Here is a 625-nt window from a genome sequence, read left to right as displayed (position 1 = left end):
CACTCCCCTCGCCGGGGTTCTTTTCGCCTTTCCCTCACGGTACTGGTTCACTATCGGTCAGTCAGGAGTATTTAGCCTTGGAGGATGGTCCCCCCATATTCAGACAGGATACCACGTGTCCCGCCCTACTCATCGAGCTCACAGCATGTGCATTTTTGTGTACGGGGCTGTCACCCTGTATCGCACGCCTTTCCAGACGCTTCCACTAACACACACACTGATTCAGGCTCTGGGCTCCTCCCCGTTCGCTCGCCGCTACTGGGGGAATCTCGGTTGATTTCTTTTCCTCGGGGTACTTAGATGTTTCAGTTCCCCCGGTTCGCCTCATTAACCTATGGATTCAGTTAATGATAGTGTGACGGATCACACTGGGTTTCCCCATTCGGACATCGCCGGTTATAACGGTTCATATCACCTTACCGACGCTTTTCGCAGATTAGCACGTCCTTCATCGCCTCTGACTGCCAGGGCATCCACCGTGTACGCTTAGTCGCTTAACCTCACAACCCGAAGATGTTTCTTTCGATTCATCATCGTGTTGCGAAAATTTGAGAGACTCACGAATAATCTTTCGACTATTCAGTGTTTCAATTTTCAGCTTGATCCAGATTTTTAAAGAGCAAAA

Annotated in this window: 1 rRNA gene; it reads right to left on the bottom strand. The window is 49.9% G+C overall.

From position 1 onward, the window contains the following. Positions 1-500 (bottom strand): 23S ribosomal RNA (locus EA14781_RS21675); the annotation flags it as partial. Positions 501-625: the final 125 nt, after the last annotated feature.

Origin of the sequence: Escherichia albertii NBRC 107761 = DSM 17582 (assembly GCF_000759775.1) — a bacterium.
Taxonomy (GTDB): Bacteria; Pseudomonadota; Gammaproteobacteria; order Enterobacterales; family Enterobacteriaceae; genus Escherichia; species Escherichia albertii.
The sequence above is the reverse complement of the archived record's forward strand: the minus strand, read 5'-3'. Positions and strand labels throughout refer to the sequence as shown.